This window comes from Clostridium sp. CM036 (assembly GCF_055081135.1).
The window spans coordinates 1,896,626-1,911,656 of the sequence record NZ_CM143652.1 but is presented as its reverse complement, the minus strand read 5'-3'; the positions used below and the strand labels follow the sequence as shown (position 1 = coordinate 1,911,656).

Sequence of the window (15,031 nt, the reverse complement as noted above, 5' to 3'; positions counted from 1 at the left end):
AATTTAACTTAATAACTTCTGTAGAGTGAACTTGTGAATATTATATGTTTACAAGTTGCAAACGTCAATATATTAATTAAGATTTATTTAATATGGCACTAAGAATATAAAGGGAGTTGCCTACGTCATGATAACTTTGCTTTAGTTCGACCTTATAGCCTAATTCAATTGCCGAATTATATAAATGACTAAGCCCTATGCCCATATCTATACGGTTGGTGTCTTTAAGCATCTTTTTAGTTAAAATATTTCTGTTATCTAGATATAAGTCAAATTTATTATTGTTAATTGATAATTTCCAAGGTTGAGAGTTAATTGCAGAGGGGGCATCAATAAGTGATTGTATTATAGTTTCATATTGATTTTCATAATCACCAGTAACTAGTTTGATTTTATCAAATCTCTTTCTATTTACAACTGGTTTTAATTGAGAAGTTGGGTACCCAAAAGCAACTAAAATTATATAACTTTGTTTGTCTTTTACTTTGAATATTGTTTTAAATAACTCCTGTTTAATCGCACTTCCTAACCAACAAGTTCCAATACCAAGCTCTGTTAACTTAAGAACTATTTCCTCACCAATGAAGCCTATATTCTCTAAATGACCTTCCTTAATTTCGGAAGTAAAGGCTAAATAATGTGGAGCTTTAACTTTTGTATATTTGGAAATAAGACCTTTAAATGTATCCGTAATTTTTTCACCATCTTCAATTAGTAATACTTCCATAGGTATATTGTCAAACAAAGGTTTAGCATCATTTATAATAGTTTTAATCTTTTGCAAATGTTCCCCGGATATTTTTTTATCTTTATAATTTCTTATGGATTTTCTTAAATTTATAGCTTGTATCATAATAAATTCCTCTACTTTATCTAAATTTTCGACTGCTATTTAATATTACAGCATCGAATATGATGAACGGCTGCACAGGTGACAATTAAACTCTAGACAATGCTTTTTTGCTGCCGATTACAAGTACTAAGACAAAGACAGAAGTCAGGGCTATAGTTCCCCCAGGGGCACAGTTTATGTAGTAAGATATAAGAAGTCCTAAAATTATGTCAATAAATCCGAACATTATTGAGTAAAGTAGGGTATGCTTAAAACCTTTATTGAGCTGCAGTGATGTTGCTACAGGTAACGCTATCATAGAGGACATAACAAGTATTCCAAGTATTCTTAGCGATGCTGAAATAGTAGCGCCTACGAGTAGCGCAAAAACATAGTTAATCACCTTAACTTTTACACCAGAAACCTTAGCACCCTCTTCATCGAAGGTAATATATAATAATTGATTATATAAAGAAAGTAGAGTTACTATAGAAATAATACTAAGTACAAGCATTATGTATAAATCATTTTTTGTAACAGTCAGAATGCTTCCAAATAAATAAGAATTAACATTGGCACCTGCTTTGCCTGTACTTACTAAAGTTATACCAACACCTACACTAAATGTAAGTAAAATTGCCAAAATCAATTCTGCGTATTTTTTATAATAATCTCTTAAAAATTCAATAGATAAACCGCATAGAGCTGTAAAAACAAAAGCACAAATTATGGGGTTATATCCAAGAACTAAGCCAATAGCCACCCCAGCGAAGGAGGCGTGCGACATAGTATCTCCCATCATGGAATACCTTTTTAATACAAGAAAAACCCCTACAATTGGGAACAAAATAGAAATTAAAACTGATGCAATTAAAGCATTTTGCATAAAACCATATTCAAACATAAAGTAATGTTACCCCCTTTCTTCATTTAATTTGTTTTTATAATTATGTATATTATAAAGTATTCCGCTACCATTACCCATTTCAAAAATATCAGTTGAATTATCTAATGCAGCTTTTAAATTATGTTCTACAGAAACAACTGTAATACCTAGGTTTTTATTTAAGCCTTTAATAATTCTATATATATCTTCCATACTTTGAATGTCTACACCAGTAGAAGGCTCATCTAAAATTAATAACTCAGGGTCACCAATTAAACTTCTAGCAATAAAGATTTTTTGTTGCTGACCTCCAGAAAGATTTCCAATAAGCGTATGAGTATGACTTTCCATACCTACAGCTTGCAGACTTTTTAAAATTAAACTTTTATCTTTAAGCTTTAATACTTTCCTGTGGCAATTTAGCATCTCATAAACTGTTATAGGAAACTGCGCATTAAAATTTTCAACTTTTTGCGCTACATATGCGATTTTAGAAGTAAATATAATAATTTGACCACTATTAGGTTTTAATAAGTTCAATATTAATTTAACTAAAGTACTCTTGGCACTACCATTTTCACCTAGTATTGAGACGTAGCTACCTTTTTCAATTTTAAGATTAACCTTATCTAATATATATGGCTTTGAATTTGTATATGTAAAACATAAATTTTTTATGTTAATCATGTAAATCCTCCTCACTAATTCTTTCAGTTAACAACTATTAATTATTACAAAATTAACTATGCAAAAGGCAATAATAATATGTGCACAAAAATAGTAGCAACAAATAGTATACACCCAAATGCGAATAACTTGCAATAATCTCTTAGTGTTATTGGTAAATAAATATATTAATATTTTTCATAAAATTTATATAATTGGTAAAACTGTATATGGCGATACTTAATTTATGGCGATACTTAATTTAAAAGTATATATAATATTGTTTAAGTATCTACCAATAAGAGATACATGTTTATATGTATTAAGAAAGGTAGTGTTATTTTGAATAAAAACGAAATCTCAGCTCATGTTATTAGTAGAGTAGCGAAAGACAATCAAGGAGAAATTACAGCTTACGAACTTGAAAATGGAGAAATAGTTTCAAAAGAACAAGCAGTGCTGCTTGCAAAACAAGGAAATATAATTGGAGTATCTGTCTCAACTTCAAAAAAAGGTGAAGAATTTTTAAAAAGTCTACCTGATCAAGATAAATCCAATAATTTAGACAATTTACCAGTTATAGATGATAATGATATCTATTAAAAACATTAAAAAACAGGGATAACGAATGTCCCTGTTTTTTAATGTTTTTAATGAGGGACGGTTAACAACTAATTCACATTAGTTGTTAGCTGTAATTTATATCCAAAAAGTTTTTCCTTTGAAAAAGGGGGAAGGTGTGTTTAAATGTGTTAATATTATGTAATAACTATATAAGCAGGAGGGTAAACAAATGGTATTGCTAAACAACACATTACAGTGCATTAAACCACTAAATAAAGAGGCTATGAAAAAAGCGTGGGATAGACTTGATAGTTTATCAAAACCTATAGGAAGTCTTGGTGAAATAGAAAATATTATAGCTAAGATGGCAGGGATTACTGGAGACATACATAATAAAATTAATAAAAAGAATGTAGTTATAATGTGCAGCGATAATGGAGTGGTGGAAGAAGATGTGTCTAACTGTCCTAAAAACGTAACGGCTATAGTTACTAATAATTTCACTAAAAAAATCACGGGTGTATATGTTTTATCAAAATTTGTTGGAAGTGAGATTACAGTTGTAGATATAGGCGTTGATGCAGACTTTAACAATCCTAAAATTGTAAATAAAAAAATTGCATATGGTACCATGAACATGATGAAGGGGCCCGCAATGACTAGGGAGCAAACAATTAAAGCTATAGAGGTTGGAATCGATACAGTTGATGATTTAGCGCGTAAGGGGTATGATTTGTTTGGTACCGGGGAAATGGGGGTAGGAAATACTGCCACAAGTGCAGCAATTTTGAGCGTTCTTTCAGGACTTGAAGTAGAGGTGTCAGTAGGTAAAGGTTCAGGAATTACGCAGGAGCAATTTATTAATAAAAAGAGGGTAATTAAGAAAGCTATTGAAGTAAATAAACCAGATAAAAATGATGTTATCGATGTACTTTCAAAAGTTGGAGGATTTGATATTGCGGGACTATGTGGGTGCTTCCTGTCAGCTGCGAAGAATAGGGTGCCTATTGTTATTGATGGATTTATAGCCTCAGCAGCTGCATTATGTGCTTATAGACTAAACCCATTAGTGAAGGAATATATATTTGCATCTCACTTATCTGCGGAACCGGGGGCAGCTTTTATAATGAAGGAAATAGGATTAAAACCTATGCTTAATTTGAACATGAGACTGGGGGAAGGGTCAGGTTGTCCACTTGCTTTTAATATAATTGAGGCGGCGCTTTTCACTATGGATAATATGGGGACATTTGAAGAGGCAACGCTTGATAGTAAAAAGTATATAGATATAAGGGAGAATACCGTAGGGTAAAATTTAGGTGTGAGAATTTATGAATATTTATTTGTTAAGACATGGCCAGACTGAAGAAAATAGAAAAGGGTCTTATTATGGTAATTTGGATATAAGTCTAAATGAAATTGGCATAGCTCAAGGCAATAAGGCTAAAGATTTCTTTGATGGCATAAAATTAGATAGAGTATACGTTAGTGATAAAAAAAGAACTTTAGAGATGGCAAAGTTAGTTTTAGGACAACAGGAAATTGCAGTTATACAAGATAATAGAATAAATGAAACTGATTTTGGAGATTTTGAAGGGAAAACATACGAGGAAATTAAAGTTTCATATCCCCAACAGTGTATTTGTTGGCAAAATAATTGGAAAGAATTTGTACCTCCGAATGGAGAAAGTTATATTAAACTATGTGAAAGAGTTAAGAACTTTATGGAGCATATTAAAAAGCTAGAATGCGATAATATTTTAATATGCGCTCATTCGGGAGTCATAAGAGCTATATATTGTTATATTATGAATGAAAATATAGATTTGTTTTGGAAATTTGGTTGTAAAAATGGGGATATAAGCATTATAAAATATGAATATGGTAATTTATATATTGATGCTATTATTCATAATGCATAGTTAGAAAATTGATTTGAGGTATATTTAGTTCTTGCCGATTAACTTTAAAATTAAAATAAACATTACTATTTAGGAAAGAGGTGAGCTTTGCAAGGACAAGTCTTTGCGAGCAAATAAAATGAGAGAATATTTAAATGATTTTTTACTGTTTTTCCAATTCTTCACACGGATACCTATAAATAAAAGTTTAAACTGTGACAAGGAAAACTTTAGGCGGGGATCTGTATTTTTTCCGGTGGTAGGATTATTTATAGGAATTGTCCAGTGGATAACTTATTATATATTAATAAAAGTGCTGCCAGTAGATATTACAGCAATATTTGTAGTTATTATACCGATAGTTATTACTGGAGGATTACATGTGGATGGACTTGGAGATACTTGTGATGGTTTCTTTTCGTTTAAAGGAGACAAACATAAAATAATAGAAATTATGAAGGACAGCACAGTAGGCACTTATGCAACTATTGCTATAGTATTTGATATGTTAGCACGATATGCAGCGGTCTGCACTATCATAGGAAAGAATTTACCACTCATATTAATTGCAACGCCAATAATTGCAAGATTTACCGTTGTTTTTATATCTTTTATTGGTAAGAATGCTAAAGAAACAGGCTCGGGTAATATATTTATTGGAAATATTGACATCAAAAGGGTGGTAATTTCAGGTATTATAACTATTGTATTTGGAACCTTATTAATAGGATTTAACAAAAGTGTTATATTGATACTATCAGCGTTACTTTTAAGTTTCCTATTTAATAAGTTTTGCGAGAGTAAAATTACGGGACTTACGGGAGATAGCTTAGGAGCTAATAATGAATTAGTTGAAATTCTAACTATGATCTTATTTATAGCAATAAGTTAAGGTAAGATAATGGGGACGGTTAACAATTATTTATATTATAATTGGGTGCAAGTTGTTTATGGAAACTTGTACCTTTTTATCGTTGAATTAATTTATTGAACACTAATTTTAATTATTTTTATATTATACATAAGTAAAATGTATATTTTTGATACTTGTCCATGTTTATTAAATGCATATATCCATCTGTTATTCTAATTTTTTTTATTTAATATAACAGATTTAATAAATAGGTAGGTTAAAGTAAATAATTAGAATGAATTTTAATGATTGTCATTAAGTTATTAATCATAATATTGAAGATTATATTAATAAATTATTACTAAGCATAACGTTTAATAAAATCCATGATAATATTCTCATATTTATCTTCTGTTCCAATTAATTCGATGCCAATAGTGCTTAATTTTGATACTCTAGCCTGTGTAATGTTTCCAAGAGTGCTGGATATATCGCTAGATTTAAAATTACAGAGGCTCCTCATTAGAACAACGGTTAAGGCTTTTGCCCGTACAAGCTTTCTGCTGTACTTCATATAAAGATGAGTCTTTGATACATTCATCTTTGACGCTATATATTCTATTATATCTTCTGGCTTAAAGTTCCTTACAAGTATTTTTCGTTCACATTTATACTCTGATTTTTCATCTTTAAATTCTATTTCTTGTTTTAATTTTTCTCCATTACAGCGAAAGACAAGATTATAGTAATTCTTTCTTGCATTTTTTAGGTTATTACCAAAAGAGCTCATAATAAATCCATAATCAACTAATTTAAAAGAATCATGTCTTTTTCCTAAAAATATGGCTAGACTAGAAAAAGCATATTTTTCAGGACAATTTTTATATTCATCTATATCCGTAGGATTATTGTGTATATATAGAGATAAAGTCTTCAAATATCGTTCATTATTAACTATTTTACTCTTAAATCTATCTTTAAAAAGATGTCCTTCCCTTTTATATTTTTTATTAAAGTACATTGCATAAGAAAAATTTATTCCATGCATTGCCTTTGATATATCAGTGCCATTAGCATCAATCATTAAATGAGAATGGTTATCCATAAGACAGTAACCGTAGATTTTAAAATTATAGAGATATTTATACTTTTTTACAAGTGATAAATACTTGTTCTTATCCTCATCATCCTTGAATAAATTTATTTCGCTGATACTTTTGCACATAATATGAAATATCGAGTCATCTGTTTTTTCTCTTGCCTTTCTTGGCATTAAAATCACCCTTCCTCATAGATTTTTATTTGAATTATTGCCTATGAATCGGGATGATATTCATAATCTTAAGCTAATATATATATATAAATAATTTAAATAGTTGTTAACCGTCCCTAACTATTTTTCTGAATCATTTTTTTGCCTATTAAACTAAGGAGACACTCTAAATATTGACAGTACGGCTTAAATATAATAAACTAGAATTAATAGAGAATTGAATATGATTTTAGGTGCCTTGAAATAGGTGAAAAGGGAATGCGGTTTAAATCCGCAGCAGCCCCCGCTACTGTAATTGATGAAAAACTTTTAAATGCTACTTCGTAAATTAAAAATGAGGAAGGATAATTAAAGGAAGAATCAAAAGCCAGGAGACCTGCCTAAATGATGTTAACAAGCTTTCGGAGGGAAAGAACTATTTAATTATGGATTAATTAAAAAGTAGTCGCTATCGTATGCGTACTATTTTTTTTGTTTTAAAAAGCATTATATGTAAATGTTATGATAGATTTCGGAAAATATTTAGCAAGGTGGATGATCGAAATGAAGAAGGCAATTTTAATTGTAAGTTTTGGAACAACACATGAAGATGCAAGAAAAGTAACTATCGATGCAATAGAAGATAAAATAAGACATACTTTTGAAGATTATGATATAAGAAGAGCATTTACTTCACATATTATTCTTAGAGTACTTAAGAATAGGGATAATATTCATGTAGATACTCCAGAAGAAGCTTTGGAAAAGTTAAAAAGCGAAGGATATAATGAGGTAATTGTTCAGCCTTTGCATGTTATTCCTGGAGTAGAATTTGATTATATAAATAATGTAGTTAATAGATACAAAGAATGTAAAGCATTTAAAAATATCTTAATAGGAAGACCTCTTTTATGTTTTAAGGGAGAAGAAGCAGGCGTGCCAGATGATTACTCAATAATGGTGGATGCTCTATCAAAGCAATTGCAACCAATGGATACAGTAATTTTGATGGGGCATGGTACAAACCATATTGCAAATGCAGTATATTGCTGTTTTGAAAGCGTTTTAAGGGATAGAGGTTTTAACAATGTACATGTAGCAACCGTGGAAGGGTATCCAACTTTGGAAAGAGTAATACCTAATGTTACTACTCAGAGTATTAGCGAAGTCACTTTAATGCCACTACTGCTTGTAGCAGGAGACCATGCCAAGAATGACATGGCGGGAGATGCAGAGGACTCCTGGAAGAGTATTTTAGAGGCAAAAGGGTTTAAAGTTAAAATATATCTGCATGGGTTAGGGGAAAATAGTGACGTTCAAGACATTTATATACAGCACATTAATGATGTAATTAATGAAAAGTTCAAGAATGTAGGGAAAACACATAAGGGAAATTAAAATTCTGCGTAAGTTATAAGTAACAAAAGTACGGTAGATGAGAGTTACAAGTAGAAAGGAAGGTATTCAATGATACATGGTGGAGATGTTTATACTAATGGATTACTTGAGGGGCGAGAATTAATAGATTACAGTTCTAATATTAATCCATTAGGGGTTCCTAAAAGTTTCACTGATAACATTAGTGAAGCCGTAGATGCTTTAACAAGATATCCAGATATTCAATATAGGGAGGTATTGAAAGAATTAAAAGAATACATTGATTGCCCAAAAGAATATTTTGTTTTAGGAAATGGGGCTGCAGAAATAATTGACTTAGTTATAGCTTGTCATAAAAATCTACTAATTGTGGTGCCATCTTTTGTAGAGTACGAAATTGATGCTAAAAAGTGGAATTGTAGTATAGAGTACTCTTATTTAAAAGAGAAGATTAATGAGAATACCTTATTAAAGCATGAATATGCTGAGCTTTCCTATGATTATGAGGATATTCTTAATAGATTACAGAGTGTAGAAGGTGTGGTTTTAGGTAATCCAAATAACCCCAATGGCAATATCATAAATAAGGCTGAGTTTCAAAAAATTCTTGAATATTGTGAATGTAACGACAAAGTCATAATAATAGATGAGGCTTTTATAGAATTTACTGGAGATTCACAGCACAGTTTCAGTGAAAAAGTTAAAACATACAAATGTTTATTTATAATAAGAGCATTAACCAAATTTTTTGCGATGCCTGGTATAAGGTTTGGGTATGGAATAAGTAGTAACGTAGACCTATTAAAAAAAGTTAAAGAAAAACAAAACCCCTGGAACATAAACTGTTTTGCAGAAATGGCTGCACGTCATGTGTTAAAAGATAACGTTTATATTGAAAAAAGCAAAGAGTGGATAAGAGCGGAAAGGCCTAGGTTTATAAGATCACTTGAAAATATTTCATTTATAGATAAAGTGTATTTAACCTATGGAAATTATGTATTATGCAAATTAAAAGGACTAGACTCAGGGACACTTTATAAACTATGCCTAGCTCAAGGATTTGTTATAAGAAAAGCAGATAATTTTAGAGGACTAGATAAACAATATGTAAGGCTTGCTATTAAGGATAATGATAGGAATGGAAAATTGATTCAGTGTTTGAAAAACTTAGAATTGATAGTGAAAACATTGGGGACAGTTAACAACTAATTGCACATTAGGGGATAGTCCGCAAAAGGATGTGAATATAAATGAAGAGTATAGTCATAGCTTCAGATTCAAGTGGTGGTGGTAAGACCACAGTAACACTCGGAATTATGAAAGCGTTTAAAAATAGGGGATTTGAGATACAAGGGTATAAAGTAGGACCTGATTATATAGACTCAGCTTTTCATACAAAGATAACAGGTAAAGGTTCAAGAAATTTGGATTTGTATCTTATGGGAGAGGCGGGAGTTAAGGCTAGCTTTTCTAGAGGATGCGGAGAATTGGGTGTAGTCGAAGGTGTAATGGGTTTATATGATGGAAAAGGCATAAATACATCCTATTCTACGTATCACGTGTCAAAGGTTTTAGACTTGCCTATCATACTTGTATTGTCTCCAAAGGCTCAGGTAGCAACCCTCTGTGCAGAAATTAATGGAATAGTAAATTTTAAAGATGCGAATATAAAGGGCATAATACTAAATAATATAACAGAAAATTATTATAAGTTACTTAAGGCAGCAATTAAAGAAAACTGTAACTTGAAAGTGTTAGGCTATCTTCCAAAAGATGAACGATTAAACTTAAAAAGTAGGCACTTAGGGCTAATTCAAAGCAGTGAAACAGAGGATTTAGATGAGAAAATTGAAATCTGTGCCAAGTTATTAGAAAAGCATTTGGATATGGATTTATTGTTAGAACAATTTAAAGAAAGTGAAAGGCATATAGATGATTTCCATGTGGAGAATAAGGGGAAAAGGATAGCTGTAGCCTATGACAAGGCCTTTAGTTTTTATTATAAAGAAAATTTAGAGCTTCTAGAGGAAATGGGACAAGTTATATATTTTAGTCCAATTAAAGATAAGAAGCTACCCAGTAATATTGATTTTCTTTACATAGGTGGAGGGTACCCTGAGGTTTTTATAAAGGAGCTATCTGAAAATACATCAATGCTTGGCAGTATAAAAAAAGCTCTTGATAATGGGCTACACTGTTACGCCGAATGTGGAGGATTAATGTATCTTACTGAGGGAGAAAAACTGCAAGGCGAAGAAAAAATATCACATAATACCGTTGGCTTTTTTAAGGGGTATTACACCTTAACAAAAAAGCTTCAGAACTTTGGGTATGCAGAAATAAAGGTAGGGGTAGAAAATAATATTTTACCACAAAATATGAGTATAAACTGTCATGAGTTTCATAAATCTATTGTTAATTTATCTGAAGAAAAGGTATTTAAGCTTTCTAAAGAGGGTTATGATGGATATGAGAAAAATTGGAAATGCGGATATGTTAAAAAAAATACTATGGCAGCTTATGGACATGTGCATTTTTGGGGAAACTTACAATGGTTTAAGGAGATTTTCAAATAGATTAATTAGTTGCTAACCGTCCCTACCTATGAACACTTATTTAAATTAAAAGAAAAGGAGATTAAAATATGGATTATATAAAGATTCCTATGGATATAGAAAAAAAAAGCTTCGAAATTATTGGAGAAGAAATGGGAGAACATAAATTTTCTGACAAAGAGCTTTCAATAATCAAAAGAGTAATACATACTACAGCAGATTTCGATTATAAAAACATAGTTTATATTAGGGATGGAGCTATTGATGAGGCTGTAGAGTTACTTAAAAATGGAGCTACCATTTATACTGATACAAAAATGGCACTGGCAGGTATAAACAAAAAAGCTCTTAAAGATTTAAATTGTAAGGCTTTATGCTATGTAAGTGATGAAAAAGTGGCAGAGATAGCAAAAGCGCGTCACATAACGCGGTCTATGGCAGCAGTTGAAAAAGCGGTAGATGATGGAGTAGAATTTTTCATATTTGGTAATGCACCTACAGCTTTGTTTAGATTAAAGGAACTAATCGAGGAAGGAAAGTGTAATGCTAAATTTATATTGGCAGCACCTATAGGTTTTGTTGGAGCAGCAGAATCTAAGAAAGAAATTGAAAAATTAGATCTGCCAATGATAACAGTGCGAGGAAGAAAAGGTGGAAGCACAGTAGCTGCATCCATTTTAAATGCACTGATGTACATGATAGTAGATAGGAGTTAGTAATCCGCTAGAGTTTCATAGTTATTAGGCATTTTGAAATAAATGTTAGGTATCTTTAAATGAATAAGAAACTTAACAGGGGGTACGTAATAATGCTGAATTTATATGTTAATAGTAATGGAAAAAAGCTTAGATGTGGATATACCACTGGTTCTTGTGCTGCTGGGGCAGCAAAAGCTGCCACACAAATTTTATTTTATGATACCGAAATAGACGAGATAAGGATAGATACTCCAAAGGGTATAGAATTATTGCTACCAATATCTAAGGTAGCAAAGGGAGAAAATTTTGCTGAGTGTTGTATTATAAAAGATGCGGGGGATGACCCTGATGCAACTAATGGTATAGAAATTTGGGCAAGGGCTGAAAAAGCAGAATCAGTATATACATTAAAAGGTGGAAAAGGTGTAGGGATAGTTAGAGGAGAAGGATTATATGTACCCAAAGGGGAATGGGCAATAAACCCAGTACCTAGAAAAATGATAGAAAAAGAAGTAAAAGAGGTGCTTCCTAAGAACTCTGGGATTACAATAACTATATTTGTACCTAAGGGAGAAGAAATAGCCAAGAAAACATTTAATCCTAGACTTGGCATTGAAGGTGGTATATCAATACTCGGAACAACAGGAATTGTGACACCAATGTCAGAAGAAGCTCTCACACAATCTATACATATAGAAATATGTCAAAAGGTAGCTGCGGGGCATAAAAATCTTACCTTAGTTTTTGGTAACATGGGTGAGGATGTGGCTGCACAGGTAGGCCTTAAAGTTGACAATATAGTAATGATTTCAAATTTCATAGGATTTGCACTAAACAGCTGTATGGAAAAGGAAGTAGAAAGTGTAATTTTAGTAGGACATATAGGAAAGGTAAGTAAAATTGCAGCGGGATGTTTTCAAACTCACAGTAGAGTATGTGATGTGAGGCTTGAAGTAATAGCTTTAGAACTGGCGTTGGCTGGAGCACCTACGCAGCTTATTACACAGGTATATAAGGAAAAAACTACTGAAGGAGCAATAAAGCTAGTAGGTGAAAATTATAAGGATATATATGAAAACATTGCAAATAAGGTAAAGCGAAGATTATTCCAGTATACTTATGAAACAATTCCGGCAGAGGTTATTATGTTTTCTATGGATAAGGGAATTCTCTGTGACACAAGAAAGAATAGTTAGAATGGTTAGGGACAGTTAACAACTAATAGATGAATAAATAATGAAAGGTAGCAGAGTATATGGTTTATATAGTGGGGATTGGGCCTGGAAGCCCTAAATATATTATTCCTTTGGCAGTAGAGACTATAGAAAAGGTTGATGTAATCATAGGATTTGAAAGAGCTGCAATGAGTATACCAAAGATTAATGTCGAAAAGATAGTAGTGAAAACATTAAAGGATATTATGAATTTTATAACAGAAAACATAGAGAAGGATATCGCAATAATAGCATCAGGTGATCCATGCTTTTATGGTATCACAAATTATATAAAGAGTAATTTTAAAAGCAAAATAGAAATAGTACCTGGTATAAGTTCTTTTCAATACTTAATGTGTAAGCTCCAAAAGCCGTGGCAAAACGCTTATTTAGGTAGTATGCATGGAAGACGAGAAGAATTCATAAAAATAGTGCGGGAACACGAGATATCTGTGTGGCTTACGGATAAAAGTAATTCGCCACAGGCTTTATGTAGAAAGCTCTATGAAAATAATATTAAAGCCACAGCATATGTTGGGGAAGAATTATCATACGAGGATGAAAGAATAATAAAAGGTACAGTGGAAGAAATTAAGGAAAAAACTTTTAATGACCTTAGTGTGGTTGTTATAGAAAATTTAAATTAAGTAAGACACATAAAAATAAACAATAATATTGATTTGTTTGTGCTTACTTAGATATGGGGGATTAAACATGGCAAAATTATATGGTGTAGGGGTAGGACCAGGAGATAAGGAATTACTTACAATAAAAGCAATAAAAACTATTGGAAAATGCGATGTAATAGTAGTGCCTAGTGCTATGAATGGAGGCAAAAGTATAGCACATGAAATAGCAGAAGAGTATATTAATAAGGACTCTGAGGTGCTAGTTAAGCATTTTCCTATGGGGGGAGAAGAGCAGGAATCTAAAATATATGAAGCATTTAAAGCTGTTGAAGAAAAGCTAAAAGCTGGGAAAGATGTGGCTTTCTTAACTATAGGCGACCCGTTTGTATATAGTACATATATATATCTTTTAAATTATATTATGGAAAGCGGATATGAAGTTGAAACAATTCCAGGTATAACATCATTTTGTGCTTGTGCGAGTATTGCAAATGAGTATTTAGTAATTGGTAATGAGCCTCTTTTAATACTTCCAGCATCTAGGCTTGATACTATAAAGGATGAAAAATTCTTAGTAATTATGAAGGTTTATAAAGTAGAAGAGGAAGTAATAAATCATCTAGAAGCAAAGGGATATAGCTATGTATATGTTAAAAAAGCAGGTAGGGAAGGACAAGAAGTTCTAAGAAGCCGTTTGGATATATTAAAAAATAAAGAGTACATGAGTTTAATAATTGCTAAGAAGGAATAGGGTAGGGACAGGTAACAACTAATTAAGCGGGGACGGTTAACAACTATATCAATAATAATTAATAAGGGATAGGTGGATTTTATGGTTTATTTTATAGGTGCAGGGCCAGGAGATGTGGATTTAATAACAGTTAAGGGAAGAAATATATTATCTAGTGCAGATGTAGTTATATATGCGGGATCGCTTGTGAGTGCTGAGCATATGACTTTCTGTAAGGAAGATGCAGTAATTCATAATTCCGCTTCAATGACACTCGAAGAAGTTATTGAGGTTATGAGAAAGGCACATATTGAAAATAAAAATGTAGTAAGACTACATACTGGAGACCCAGCTATATACGGAGCTATAAAAGAACAAATGGATGAGTTAGATAAACTAAATATAGATTATTCAATAGTACCAGGAGTAAGCTCCTTTTCAGCAGCAGCTTCTGTTATAAAAAAAGAATTCACACTTCCAAGTGTAACTCAAACTTTAATTTTAACAAGAGTAGAGGGTAGAACCCCAGTACCTGAAACAGAAGATTTAGAAAAACTTGCATCAGTTGGAGCATCTATGGCTATTTTTTTATCTATAAGTATGATAGACAAGGTAGTTGCAAAGCTTAAAGCAGGTTACGGAAGGAATGTTCCAATAGCTGTGATTGAAAGGGCTACTTGGCCAGATGAAAGAGCTATTATTGGGAATTTAGATGATATAGCAGAAAAGGTAAAAATAGCTAAAATAACAAAATGTGCTCAAATTCTTGTAGGCGATTTTATAGATTGTGAATATGAAAAGAGCCTTTTGTATGACAAGACCTTTACACATATGTTTAGAGAAGGAAAAAAATAGATAGCGAAGGGGATGTAGA

General features: G+C 31.7%; 16 protein-coding genes and 1 riboswitch. Of the genes, 12 read left to right on the top strand and 4 right to left on the bottom strand.

Translation table 11 applies throughout. The annotated features are described in order from the left end of the window. Nucleotides 1–76: 76 nt before the first annotated feature. From ACWJKE_RS09020 to ACWJKE_RS09010, 3 genes are all read right to left on the bottom strand, one after another. Nucleotides 77–853, bottom strand: coding sequence for a nitroreductase family protein (locus tag ACWJKE_RS09020; protein ID WP_216303399.1), 777 nt, complete (start codon nt 851–853; stop codon nt 77–79). Nucleotides 854–938: 85 nt separating this feature from the next. Further along, entirely contained in the window at nt 939–1,736 is a 798-nt protein-coding gene (locus ACWJKE_RS09015; RefSeq protein ID WP_165411532.1) for a metal ABC transporter permease, read from the bottom strand. 9 nt (nt 1,737–1,745) lie between these two features. Beyond that, complete coding sequence (locus ACWJKE_RS09010) at nt 1,746–2,405, bottom strand: metal ABC transporter ATP-binding protein (RefSeq protein ID WP_220286420.1); 660 nt, start codon at nt 2,403–2,405, stop codon at nt 1,746–1,748. Nucleotides 2,406–2,726: 321 nt separating this feature from the next. Here ACWJKE_RS09010 and ACWJKE_RS09005 point away from each other — a divergent pair, with 321 nt between their 5' ends. From ACWJKE_RS09005 to cobS, 4 genes are all read left to right on the top strand, one after another. After that, nucleotides 2,727–2,987 carry a DUF3892 domain-containing protein gene (locus ACWJKE_RS09005; RefSeq protein ID WP_258280749.1) on the top strand — a complete coding sequence of 87 codons (261 nt, stop codon included), beginning with the start codon at nt 2,727–2,729 and terminating at the stop codon, nt 2,985–2,987. Between the two features lie 190 nt (nt 2,988–3,177). Next, a complete protein-coding gene (gene cobT / locus ACWJKE_RS09000) occupies nt 3,178–4,260 on the top strand; it encodes a nicotinate-nucleotide--dimethylbenzimidazole phosphoribosyltransferase (RefSeq protein ID WP_216303402.1) in 1,083 nt (360 codons plus the stop codon). A 19-nt stretch (nt 4,261–4,279) separates the two neighbouring features. Beyond that, nucleotides 4,280–4,870, top strand: a complete 591-nt coding sequence (gene cobC / locus ACWJKE_RS08995; protein WP_220286418.1) for an alpha-ribazole phosphatase — start codon at nt 4,280–4,282, stop codon at nt 4,868–4,870. 118 nt (nt 4,871–4,988) lie between these two features. Continuing rightward, complete coding sequence (gene cobS, locus ACWJKE_RS08990; protein ID WP_216303404.1) at nt 4,989–5,741, top strand: adenosylcobinamide-GDP ribazoletransferase; 753 nt, start codon at nt 4,989–4,991, stop codon at nt 5,739–5,741. 322 nt (nt 5,742–6,063) lie between these two features. Here cobS and ACWJKE_RS08985 read toward each other — a convergent pair whose 3' ends face one another. After that, nucleotides 6,064–6,975 carry a transposase gene (locus ACWJKE_RS08985; RefSeq protein WP_216303405.1) on the bottom strand — a complete coding sequence of 304 codons (912 nt, stop codon included), beginning with the start codon at nt 6,973–6,975 and terminating at the stop codon, nt 6,064–6,066. 213 nt (nt 6,976–7,188) lie between these two features. Continuing rightward, nucleotides 7,189–7,373: riboswitch (cobalamin riboswitch) on the top strand. A gap of 145 nt (nt 7,374–7,518) precedes the next feature. Between ACWJKE_RS08985 and ACWJKE_RS08980 the strand changes: the two genes are divergently transcribed. The 8 genes from ACWJKE_RS08980 (at nt 7,519) to cobM (ending at nt 15,012) form a co-directional block, all read left to right on the top strand. Beyond that, a complete protein-coding gene (locus tag ACWJKE_RS08980; protein WP_165411539.1) occupies nt 7,519–8,352 on the top strand; it encodes a sirohydrochlorin cobaltochelatase in 834 nt (277 codons plus the stop codon). Nucleotides 8,353–8,421: 69 nt separating this feature from the next. Beyond that, a complete protein-coding gene (locus ACWJKE_RS08975; protein WP_216303407.1) occupies nt 8,422–9,540 on the top strand; it encodes a pyridoxal phosphate-dependent aminotransferase in 1,119 nt (372 codons plus the stop codon). A gap of 41 nt (nt 9,541–9,581) precedes the next feature. Beyond that, entirely contained in the window at nt 9,582–10,907 is a 1,326-nt protein-coding gene (locus ACWJKE_RS08970; protein ID WP_462959345.1) for a cobyrinate a,c-diamide synthase, read from the top strand. 68 nt (nt 10,908–10,975) lie between these two features. Further along, nucleotides 10,976–11,602 carry a precorrin-8X methylmutase gene (locus ACWJKE_RS08965; RefSeq protein WP_165411542.1) on the top strand — a complete coding sequence of 209 codons (627 nt, stop codon included), beginning with the start codon at nt 10,976–10,978 and terminating at the stop codon, nt 11,600–11,602. 92 nt (nt 11,603–11,694) lie between these two features. Beyond that, on the top strand, nt 11,695–12,780 hold the full coding sequence (gene cbiD, locus ACWJKE_RS08960; protein ID WP_462959344.1) for a cobalt-precorrin-5B (C(1))-methyltransferase CbiD: 1,086 nt from the start codon (nt 11,695–11,697) through the stop codon (nt 12,778–12,780). Between the two features lie 59 nt (nt 12,781–12,839). Next, nucleotides 12,840–13,445: a precorrin-6y C5,15-methyltransferase (decarboxylating) subunit CbiE gene (gene cbiE, locus ACWJKE_RS08955; RefSeq protein ID WP_165411544.1), complete on the top strand. Its 606-nt coding sequence runs from the start codon at nt 12,840–12,842 to the stop codon at nt 13,443–13,445. Nucleotides 13,446–13,512: 67 nt separating this feature from the next. Then, entirely contained in the window at nt 13,513–14,178 is a 666-nt protein-coding gene (locus tag ACWJKE_RS08950) for a cobalt-factor II C(20)-methyltransferase (protein WP_216303410.1), read from the top strand. A gap of 81 nt (nt 14,179–14,259) precedes the next feature. Beyond that, nucleotides 14,260–15,012 carry a precorrin-4 C(11)-methyltransferase gene (gene cobM, locus ACWJKE_RS08945; protein ID WP_216303411.1) on the top strand — a complete coding sequence of 251 codons (753 nt, stop codon included), beginning with the start codon at nt 14,260–14,262 and terminating at the stop codon, nt 15,010–15,012. Nucleotides 15,013–15,031 lie beyond the last annotated feature (19 nt).

Excerpts from the sequence above, each read along its gene's own strand:
- ACWJKE_RS09020 (WP_216303399.1), bottom strand. The coding sequence starts at position 853 with ATGATACAAGCTATAAATTTAAGAAAATCCATAAGAAATTATAAAGAT.
- ACWJKE_RS09015 (WP_165411532.1), bottom strand. The coding sequence starts at position 1,736 with ATGTTTGAATATGGTTTTATGCAAAATGCTTTAATTGCATCAGTTTTA.
- ACWJKE_RS09010 (WP_220286420.1), bottom strand. The coding sequence starts at position 2,405 with ATGATTAACATAAAAAATTTATGTTTTACATATACAAATTCAAAGCCA.
- cobT (WP_216303402.1), top strand. The coding sequence starts at position 3,178 with ATGGTATTGCTAAACAACACATTACAGTGCATTAAACCACTAAATAAA.
- cobC (WP_220286418.1), top strand. The coding sequence starts at position 4,280 with ATGAATATTTATTTGTTAAGACATGGCCAGACTGAAGAAAATAGAAAA.
- cobS (WP_216303404.1), top strand. The coding sequence starts at position 4,989 with ATGAGAGAATATTTAAATGATTTTTTACTGTTTTTCCAATTCTTCACA.
- ACWJKE_RS08985 (WP_216303405.1), bottom strand. The coding sequence starts at position 6,975 with ATGCCAAGAAAGGCAAGAGAAAAAACAGATGACTCGATATTTCATATT.
- ACWJKE_RS08980 (WP_165411539.1), top strand. The coding sequence starts at position 7,519 with ATGAAGAAGGCAATTTTAATTGTAAGTTTTGGAACAACACATGAAGAT.
- ACWJKE_RS08975 (WP_216303407.1), top strand. The coding sequence starts at position 8,422 with ATGATACATGGTGGAGATGTTTATACTAATGGATTACTTGAGGGGCGA.
- ACWJKE_RS08970 (WP_462959345.1), top strand. The coding sequence starts at position 9,582 with ATGAAGAGTATAGTCATAGCTTCAGATTCAAGTGGTGGTGGTAAGACC.
- ACWJKE_RS08965 (WP_165411542.1), top strand. The coding sequence starts at position 10,976 with ATGGATTATATAAAGATTCCTATGGATATAGAAAAAAAAAGCTTCGAA.
- cbiD (WP_462959344.1), top strand. The coding sequence starts at position 11,695 with ATGCTGAATTTATATGTTAATAGTAATGGAAAAAAGCTTAGATGTGGA.
- cbiE (WP_165411544.1), top strand. The coding sequence starts at position 12,840 with ATGGTTTATATAGTGGGGATTGGGCCTGGAAGCCCTAAATATATTATT.
- ACWJKE_RS08950 (WP_216303410.1), top strand. The coding sequence starts at position 13,513 with ATGGCAAAATTATATGGTGTAGGGGTAGGACCAGGAGATAAGGAATTA.
- cobM (WP_216303411.1), top strand. The coding sequence starts at position 14,260 with ATGGTTTATTTTATAGGTGCAGGGCCAGGAGATGTGGATTTAATAACA.